This is a genomic window from Actinomadura montaniterrae (genome assembly GCF_008923365.1).
Classification (GTDB): Bacteria; Actinomycetota; Actinomycetes; order Streptosporangiales; family Streptosporangiaceae; genus Spirillospora; species Spirillospora montaniterrae.
The window spans coordinates 1-9,336 of the sequence record NZ_WBMR01000294.1 but is presented as its reverse complement, the minus strand read 5'-3'; the positions used below and the strand labels follow the sequence as shown (position 1 = coordinate 9,336).

Annotated in this window: 8 protein-coding genes; 6 read left to right on the top strand and 2 right to left on the bottom strand. The window is 72.7% G+C overall.

The window, feature by feature from the left end; all coding sequences use genetic code 11:
* Together F9B16_RS45925 and F9B16_RS45920 are read right to left on the bottom strand one after the other, a co-directional pair.
* On the bottom strand, positions 1-185 hold a 185-nt coding region (locus F9B16_RS45925), incomplete at its 3' end, for a hypothetical protein (protein ID WP_151546570.1).
* A 182-nt stretch (positions 186-367) separates the two neighbouring features.
* Entirely contained in the window at positions 368-1,564 is a 1,197-nt protein-coding gene (locus tag F9B16_RS45920) for an acyl-CoA dehydrogenase family protein (RefSeq protein ID WP_151546569.1), read from the bottom strand.
* 61 nt (positions 1,565-1,625) lie between these two features.
* On the opposite strand from F9B16_RS45920, the gene F9B16_RS45915 reads away from it, so the two are divergent.
* From F9B16_RS45915 to F9B16_RS45890, 6 genes are all read left to right on the top strand, one after another.
* Positions 1,626-2,276, top strand: coding sequence for an HAD family hydrolase (locus tag F9B16_RS45915; RefSeq protein ID WP_225992534.1), 651 nt, complete (start codon positions 1,626-1,628; stop codon positions 2,274-2,276).
* A 17-nt stretch (positions 2,277-2,293) separates the two neighbouring features.
* A complete protein-coding gene (locus F9B16_RS45910) occupies positions 2,294-2,800 on the top strand; it encodes a DUF6912 family protein (protein ID WP_151546567.1) in 507 nt (168 codons plus the stop codon).
* 188 nt (positions 2,801-2,988) lie between these two features.
* Entirely contained in the window at positions 2,989-4,620 is a 1,632-nt protein-coding gene (gene pruA / locus F9B16_RS45905; protein WP_151546566.1) for an L-glutamate gamma-semialdehyde dehydrogenase, read from the top strand.
* A 273-nt stretch (positions 4,621-4,893) separates the two neighbouring features.
* Positions 4,894-5,604: an HAD family hydrolase gene (locus tag F9B16_RS45900; protein ID WP_151546565.1), complete on the top strand. Its 711-nt coding sequence runs from the start codon at positions 4,894-4,896 to the stop codon at positions 5,602-5,604.
* Positions 5,605-6,068: 464 nt separating this feature from the next.
* Positions 6,069-8,030, top strand: coding sequence for an acetoacetate--CoA ligase (locus F9B16_RS45895; RefSeq protein WP_151546564.1), 1,962 nt, complete (start codon positions 6,069-6,071; stop codon positions 8,028-8,030).
* Positions 8,031-8,288: 258 nt separating this feature from the next.
* Positions 8,289-9,336 (top strand): serine/threonine-protein kinase (locus F9B16_RS45890; RefSeq protein ID WP_151546563.1); only part of this gene is annotated, 1,048 nt, incomplete at its 3' end.

The following is a 9,336-nucleotide window of genomic DNA, read 5'->3' as shown; positions in this document are numbered from 1 at the left end:
CCACCACGTGCCGCGTCCACCACGTGCCGCGTCCACCACGTGCCGCGTCCACCACGTGCCGCGTCCACCACGTGCCGCGACCACCACATGCCGCGCGACCACATGCCGCGCGACCACATGCCGCGCGACCACATGCCGCGCGACCACGTGCGGCCCTCGTCCACCACGTGGGCGGCGGCTGCCACCTGCGGCGCGTCCGTGCGTGCGGCGCGGCTACCGCGTGTGGCGCAACCATGTGTGGTTGCGCCCGCGTGTGAGCCGTGGTTAGCGCGTGCGGCGCGGAGGGCGGGCCCTCGGTGGGTGGCCCGTTGTGGTCGAGGGCACGGGGAGGGGGGCGTCGGAGACGGGTCTCTGGGCGGCCGTGCGGTCAGTGCTCGTACTGGCGGAGTTCCTGGCGGGCGACGGTGCGGACGTGGACCTCGTCCGGGCCGTCGAAGATGCGCATGGCGCGGACCCAGGCGTACATCGCGGCGAGCGGGGTGTCGTCGGAGACGCCGGCGCCGCCGTGGATCTGGATCGCGCGGTCGAGCACCTCGTGGGTGATCCGCGGCACGACCACCTTGATCGCCGCGATCTCCGAGCGGGCGCCCTTGGAGCCGTGCTTGTCGATCAGCCACGCGGTCTTCAGCGTGAGGAGGCGCGCCTGCTCGATCGCCATCCGCGACTCGGCGATCTGCTGCCGCACCACGCCCTGCTTGGCGAGCGGGCCGCCGAACGCGACGCGGTCCACGGCGCGGCGGCACATCAGCTCCAGCGCCCGCTCCGCCATGCCGAGCGCGCGCATGCAGTGGTGGATCCGGCCCGGCCCGAGCCGCGCCTGCGCGATCATGAACCCGTCGCCCTCCTCGGCGATCAGGTTCGACACCGGCACCCGGACGTCCTCGAAGAGGATCTCCGAGTGGCCGTGCTGGTCCTGGTAGCCGAACACCGGCAGGTGCCGGACGACGGTCACGCCCGGCGCGTCGCGCGGCACGAGGATCTGCGACTGCTGCCGGTGCGGGGGGCCGTCCGGGTCGGTCTTGCCCATCACGATGAAGATCTTGCAGCGCTCGTCCGCCGCGCCGGTGATGAACCACTTGCGGCCGTTGATCACGTACTCGTCGCCGTCCCGGACGATCGAGGTGGTGATGTTGGTGGCGTCGGAGGACGCGACCTCGGGCTCCGTCATCGCGAACGCGCTGCGGATCTCCCCGTCCAGCAGCGGCTTTAGCCACCGGTCCTTCTGCTCGGGGGTCCCGAACATGTGCAGGACCTCCATGTTCCCGGTGTCCGGCGCGGCGCAGTTGACCGCCTCCGGTGCCAGGTCCGGGGAGCGGCCCGTCAGCTCCGCCAGCGTCGCGTACTCCAGGTTCGTCAGCCCGGACACGTCCGGCAGGAACAGGTTCCACAGGCCCCGCTCGCGCGCCTCCGCCTTCAGGTCCTGGACGATCGGCGGCAGCGCGTGCGGGTCGTTCTCCGCGCGCCAGGCCGTGTACACCGGCTCCGCCGGGTACACGTGCTCGTCCATGAACTCCTGGAGTCGTTCCTGGTAGTCCAGCGCCTTCGGGCTGAGTTCGAAGTCCATGCCGGCCAGTCTGGCAGAACGAGATTCGGTCAATGTGGGCGGGATCGCCTACCATCGGCCCGTGCCCGCAGAAGACAAGACGGTCAAAGCCGTGATCACGGACTGGGGCGGCGTCCTCACCTCCCCGCTGAACGACGCCGTCGGCGCCTGGCTGGCCGCCGACGGCATCGACGCCGACCGCTACCGGACGGTGATGCGCGCCTGGGTGAAGCAGGCCTACGACGGCGCCGGTACCAACCCCATCCACGGTCTCGAGGACGGCTCGCTCGCCCCCGAGGAGTTCGAGCGCCTCCTCGCCGCCGAGCTCCTCACCGTCGACGGCGGCCCCGTCGCCGCCGCGGGCCTCATCTCCCGCATGTTCGGCGCGTTCTCCCCGGTAGAACCGATGTACGAGGCGCTCCGCGCGGCCCGCGCGCACGGCACCCGCACCGCCCTCCTCTCCAACTCCTGGGGCAACGACTACCCCCGCGACCTGTTCGCCGACCTCTTCGACGCCGTCGTCATCTCGTGCGAGGTCGGCATGCGCAAGCCGGACGAGCGGATCTTCCGGCACGCGCTCGGCCTGCTCGGCCTGGACGCCGCCGAATGCGTCTTCATCGACGACATCGAGCACAACATCCGGGCCGCCGAATCGCTCGGCATCCGCGGCATCCACCACACATCCGCCGACGCCACGATCGCCGAACTGCGCGAGCTGGGCCTCCTCCCGTGACAGACTGACGAACCGTCATGCGCGTCTACCTTCCGTCCACGCTGCCGCTCCTCGCCGCCGCCCACGCCGCGCGCGAGGCCGGCCCCGCGCCGCTGTCCGGGCACGCGGTGACGCCCGCGCTGCGCGAGTGGTACGCGGGCGGCGACCTGGAGGAACTGGAGTACGCGGCGCTGACCGCGGCGGCCCGCGCGTCGCTGCGGCTGCTCGCCGCCGACCCGTCCGCGCCCCGCCGCCGCGTCGTTCTCGCCGCCGAGATCCCCGACCAGTCGGTGTCCTGGGCCCGCGGCGACGCGTCCATCGACGGCGACGACCGCTCCCTCGTCGAGATCACCGCGCTCGTCCCGTGGAAGCGCCTGGCCTCCGGCCACGTCGACGACCCCGCCGCGGTCCCCGACGTGACCGCCGCCATCGAGGCACTCCCCGCCGCCGACGCCGGCGACGACGACGCGCTCTTCACCGTCGACGGCGCCGAAGGCCACGAGCTCCTCTGGTACGCCACCCAGGAACTCCAGCACCTCCTCTGACCCTCGCCCGCACCTCGGACGTGACCAGCAGCGGGCCCGTGCCGGGCCGGGTCGGGCCACCCGGCCCGTCGCATCAGGTCGGCGGCGGCCACTCGCCCTCGGTAGTGGGCGGAGGCAGGCATCCGGTGGGTGGGGGTGGGTAGGGCACCGCATGTCGACAGGGCCGTCGAGCTTGCGGGAGCGGACAGATGGACGCCGTCACCAACGTGCCGGTACCGGTGAACGAGCCGGTCAAGGGATATGCGCCGGGGAGCGCCGAACGGGCGGCGCTCGAGGCGAAGATCAAGGAGCTCGGCGGCGCGGAGACCGAGCTGACGATGACGATCGGCGGGGAGCGGCGGATGGGCGCCGGCGCCCCCATCGACGTGGTCGAGCCGCACAACCACGGTCACGTCCTCGGCCGGATGGGCAACGCCGTCGACGCCGACGTCGCCGAGGCCGTCGCGGCGGCGCGGGAGGCCGCGCCCGGATGGCGGGCCATGGCGCCGGACGACCGGGCCGCGATCTTCCTGCGGGCCGCCGAGCTGCTGGCGGGCCCGTGGCGGTCCACGCTGAACGCGGCGACGATCCTCGGCCAGTCCAAGTCCGTCCAGCAGGCGGAGATCGACTCGGCCTGCGAGCTGATCGACTTCCTGCGGTTCAACGTCGCGTACGCGCGGCAGATCCGCGAGATGCAGCCGAACTCCTCGCCCGGCGTGTGGAACCGGATGGAGTACCGGCCGCTGGAAGGGTTCGTGCTGGCCATCACCCCGTTCAACTTCAGCGCGATCGCCGGGAACCTGCCGACCTCGCCCGCGCTGATGGGCAACGTCGTGGTGTGGAAGCCGTCGCCGACCCAGCAGCTCGCCGCGCACCACACGATGCGGCTGCTGGAGGCGGCGGGGCTGCCGCCCGGCGTCATCAACCTGGTCACCGGGGACGGGCGGGCCGTGTCGAACGTCGCGCTGGCCAGCCCGGAGCTGGCGGGCCTGCACTTCACCGGCTCGCCGCCCACGTTCCAGGCGCTGTGGCGGACGATCGGGGAGAACATCGCCCGGTACCGCGGCTACCCGCGGATCGTGGGGGAGACCGGCGGCAAGGACTTCGTGGTGGCGCACCCGTCCGCCGACCCGGCGGTGCTGAAGACCGTGCTGGTGCGGGGCGCGTTCGAGTACCAGGGGCAGAAGTGCTCGGCGGCGTCGCGCGCCTACGTCCCGCGCTCCGTCTGGGACGGCATGCGCGACGACTTCCTCGCCGAGGTCGAGGGCCTCACCATGGGCAACGTGGCGGAGGACCTGTCGCTCTTCATGGGCGCCGTGATCGACGACCGCGCCTTCGCCAAGCACCGGCGCGCGATCGAGCGGGCCCGCGGCATCGACACCATGCGGATCCTCGTGGGCGGCGAGCTGGACGACTCGGTGGGCCACTTCGTCCGGCCCACGGTGCTGGAGTCGTCGGACCCGACCGACGAGATCTTCACCACCGAGTACTTCGGGCCGATCCTCGGCGTCCACGTGTACGACGACCACGACTACGACTCCGTTCTCACGCAGCTGGAGAGCGTCTCCGAATACGGGCTGACCGGCGCGATCGTCGCCCGCGACCGCGCGGCCATCGCGTCGGCGACCGAGACGCTCCGGTTCGCCGCCGGCAACTTCTACATCAACGACAAGCCGACCGGCGCCGTCGTCGGGCAGCAGCCGTTCGGCGGCGCCCGCGCGTCCGGCACCAACGACAAGGCCGGGTCGGTGTTCAACCTGACCCGCTGGACGAACGTCCGCGCGATCAAGGAGACCTTCGTCCCGCCGACCGACCACCGCTACCCGCACATGGCCCCCTGACCCCGACCGCCCCCAACCACCGCCCACGCCACCAAACGGTCGCCCCCAGCGCCGGACGGTCGACGGCGCCGCCAACCCCCCAACCGCGGTGCCGGGCGGTCGGCTGCGGCGGATGGTTGGTTGCGGTGGAGGGCTGCCGGCCCGGGCGGTGGGGTGTGCGGTTGCGGGGAGTGGCCGGGAGGCCCGACGATGAGTCCGCCTCGCCGTACGGTGGGGCGGGCCGGCGCCGGAAGGGCGCCCGCCGACGCCTTTCGAGCCGCGCATGGGAACGGGATGTCGACGCTGAACCGTCTGGTGCTGTGGAACATCGATCACACGCTGGTCGACGTCGGGCGGGTCACCCGGGACGCCTACGCGGAGGCGTTCCAGCGGACCGTCGGGCGGCCCCTCGTGCGGCTCGCCCCCACCCCGGGGCGCACCGAATCGGAGATCATCTTCGAGACGCTGGCGTTCAACGACGTCGTCACCACCGACGACCATCTGCCCTCCTTCGTGTCCGCGCTCACCGCGGCGTTCGCGAGCCGCCGGGCCGATCTGCGGGCGCACGGCCGGGTGCTGGCCGGGGCCCGGGAGGCCGTCGAGGCCCTGGCGCACGTGCCCGGGGTCGTGCAGTCGGTGCTGACCGGGTCCGTCCGGCCGAACGCCGTGCTGAAGGTGACCGAGCTCGGCCTCGCCGACCGCCTCGACCTCGGCGCCGGCGGCTACGAGGACGGCGTCTACAGCAAGGCCGCGCTGCTGGAGCTCGCCCGCACGCGCGCGGGCGAGCGGCACGGCGCCCGCTACCCCGAGGCGGCCACCGTCTACATCGCCGACTCGCCGCGCGACGTGCAGGCCGCCCGCATCGCCGGGTCGCCGATCATCGCCGTGGCCACCGGAAGCGCCACCGAGGCCGAGCTGCGCTCCGCCGGTGCCGACCGGGTGCTCGCGACCTTGGCCGACACCGACGCCGTGGTGAGCGCCGTGGCGGAGCTGACCCGCATCTGAGATCGGCGGCCTCCCCGGCGGGACGTGCCGTCAGGTTCGCCCCGGGCGTGGAACGTGATCGCGCCCTCCTCGCGCGTACCCTCCCTCCGCGCGCCCTTCTCCGGCCCGTCTGCCTTGCGTGCGGGCTCCTTCCGCGTGCCCTCTCCGCGTGCGGTGCGGTCGCGTCGTTCAGCGGGCTCTCGGTCATTCGCCGCTCCTCTCGTGGACCGGATGCCAGTCTCGGCGGCCTGTCCGGCCGCCGGAAGTGGAACGGCGTTCTGTGGAAAACCGCGGTGTGTGGGGCGCGAGGATCGGCGGGCGGTCCGATGTGTGGCGCTCGCGGATTGCCCGCCGCACCCTTGTGACCTGCGATGGGACCCGGCCGCCCGGGCAGCGCGCGCAGGGCCGGCGGAAGTTGCGCGGGCCCGGCGGGGAGGCCGATATTGGGAGGGTCGCGCACCAGGGCGCGGCGGGGAGGGAGAGCGATGTCGCGTGATCACGAGGTCTCCGAAGGAGCGGCGCTGTGGCGGCCGTCGGAGGAGGTCGTCGCGAACGCGCGGGTGACCCGCTTCATCCACTGGCTGTGGGACCGGGGCGTGCGCGCGGAGTCCTACGACGAGCTGTGGCGCTGGTCGGTGACCGAGGTCGACGACTTCTGGGACGCGATCTGGTCGTACTTCGACGTGGCCGGCGAGCGCGGGGACGGCCCGGTCCGCGAGGGCGGGCCCATGCCGGTGGACGGGCTGCGCTGGTTCCCCGGCGCGACCCTGAACTACGCCGCGAACGCGCTGCGCCGCGCCGAGGACACGCCGGACGAGACGGCCGTGGTGTTCCGGTCGGAGGCCGGCGGGCACCGGGTGCTGTCCTACCGCGAGCTGTTCCTGCACGTCGCGGAGGTGCGGGCGGGCCTCGCCGAGCTGGGCGTCGGGAAGGGCGACAGGGTCGTCGCGTACGTCCCGAACATCCCGGAGGCGCTGATCTGCTTCCTGGCGACGGCGTCGCTGGGCGCGGTGTGGTCCTCGTGCTCGCCGGACTTCGGGTCGTCCTCGGTGATCGACCGGTTCGCGCAGATCGAGCCGAAGGTCCTGATCGCGGTGGACGGCTACGCCTACAACGGGAGGACGTTCGACCGGCGGGAGATCGTCGGCGAGATCGAGGCGGCGCTGCCGACGCTGGCCGCGACGGTGCTGATCCCGTACCTGGACCCGGCCGCCACGCCCGACGGCCTGCGCGTGGGCATGCACTACGGCGACCTGCCGCGCACCGACCACGACACCATCGAGTTCGAGGACGTCGCGTTCGACCATCCGCTGTGGGTGGTGTACTCGTCCGGCACGACGGGCCTGCCCAAGCCGATCGTGCACGGGCACGGCGGGGTCGTCCTGGAGCACCTCAAGGCCCTGACGTTCCACCAGGACATCGGCCAAGGCGACGTGTTCTTCTGGTTCACCACGACCGGCTGGATGATGTGGAACTACCTCATCGGCGGCCTTCTGGTGGGGTCCACCATCGTCATGTACGACGGCGCACCGCTCGACCTGTGGAAGCTCGCCGCCGACAACGGGGTCACCTACATGGGCGTGGGCGCGCCCTACATCACCGCGTCCGCCAAGGACGGACGCCACCCAGGACGCGAGTTCGACCTGTCAGGGCTGCGCGGCATCGGTTCCACCGGTTCGCCGCTGCCGCCCGAGGGGTTCGCGTGGGTGTACGAGGAGGTCGGCAAGGACCTCCTCCTCGGGTCCATGTCCGGCGGCACCGACCTGTGCACCGCGTTCGTCGGACCGTCGCCGCTGCTGCCGCTGGGCGCGGGCGTCATCCAGTGCCGGTGCCTGGGCGCGAAGGTCGAGGCGTACGGGGACGACGGCAAGCCGGTCGTGGACGAGGTCGGCGAGCTGGTCATCACCGAGCCGATGCCGTCCATGCCGGTGTTCTTCTGGAACGACGAGAGCGGCGACCGGTACCGCGAGTCCTACTTCGACATGTACCCGGGCGTGTGGCGGCACGGCGACTGGATCAAGGTCCTGCCGGACGGCGGCTGCGTCATCTACGGGCGGTCCGACTCGACCCTCAACCGCGGCGGCGTCCGCATGGGGACGTCCGACTTCTACCGGGTCGTCGAGGCGTTCGACGAGATCACCGACAGCCTCGTCATCGACACCGGACGGCTCGGTCAGGAGGGGCGGCTGCTGCTGTACGTGCAGCTCGCCGAGGGCGCGTCGCTCACCGACGACCTCGCCGCGCGCCTCAAGCGGGAGATCCGCTCGGCGCTGTCGCCGCGGCACGTCCCGGACGAGATCACCGCCGTCCCCGGCATCCCGCGGACCCTGTCGGGCAAGAAGCTGGAGGTCCCCGTCCGCAAGATCCTCCAGGGCACGCCGGTGGACCAGGCCGCCAACCGCGGCGCCATGGCGAACCCCGAGGTCCTCGGCCACTTCACGCCGTAGCGGAGGCCGTCCCTCCGCGCCCCGAAACACCCGCGCGACACGTGTTCTCACGGTGTCGCGCGGGGTGTGAGGGGCATTAAGGTGGTCGCTCGGCCCAAATGCGTCTGTTCAGGAGCGGTGGGTCGGATCGCGCCGTAAGGTCGCATGGCCGGGTCAACTTCCCGACGGCCTCGCGCGTCCCACTGTCGGAGCGCTGGTCTGCGAGAATTCGGCCCGTGGTCCGTTCGGCCCGTCGACGAGAGAGGGACGGTTCCACGCATGGAGGTTGGGGCGCTGCGGTCCGGAGACCCGGAGCGGCTGGGTCGCTACGCCCTGGTCGGCCGGGTGGGCGAGGGCGGGCAGGGCGCGGTGTTCCTCGGCGCCTACGAGGACGGCCGCGAGGTCGCGATCAAGCTGCTGCACGCCGAACTGACCTCCGACGACAAGGCCCGCGCGCGCTTCCTGCGCGAGCTCGAGGTGGCCAAGAAGGTCGCGCCGTTCTGCACCGCGCAGGTGCTGGACGCCGACGTCGACGGCGACCGCCCCTACATCGTCAGCGAGTACGTCCCGGGACCGTCGCTGAACCAGCAGGTCACGCAGGACGGACCGGTGCGCGGCGCGGCGCTGGACCGGCTCGCCGTGGGCACCGCGACCGCGCTGTCCGCGATCCACCAGGCGAAGATCATCCACCGCGACTTCAAGCCGCACAACGTGCTGATCGGCCCGGACGGCCCGCGCGTGATCGACTTCGGCGTGGCCCGCGCGATCAGCGGAAGCACCACGCTGACCAGCCGGGTCATCGGCACGCCCTCCTACATGGCGCCGGAGCAGATCAGCGGCGACGACGTCGGCACCCCCGCGGACGTGTTCTGCTGGGCGGCCACGCTGGTGTTCGCCGCGACCGGGGAGCCGCCGTTCGGTCAGGACACGATCCCCGCCGTCATCAACCGGATCCTGCACGAGGAGCCGGAGCTCGGCGACATGAGCGGCCCGCTGCGCGACCTGGTGGCCGACTGCCTGGAGAAGGACCCGGCGCGGCGCCCCGCCGCCCGGCAGGTGCTGATGCGGCTGCTCGGGCACGAGGAGGCGCCCGTCGAGGCGGCGCCCACCGGGAACACCGACGAGACCGCCATGCTCGCGGCCGGTTCGGTGCTCGCCGCCGAGTTCGGCGACGAAGGGTTCGAGCCCGCCGCCGACGAGGGGTACGAGCCCGCGGCCTTCGCCGGGACGGACCCGGCCGCCCACGGCGACCCCGGCCCGGACCCGTCCGGCACCGCCCCCGGGCGGCTGCCGACGCCCGCGGAGTGGGCCGCCGAGAACGCGGCCG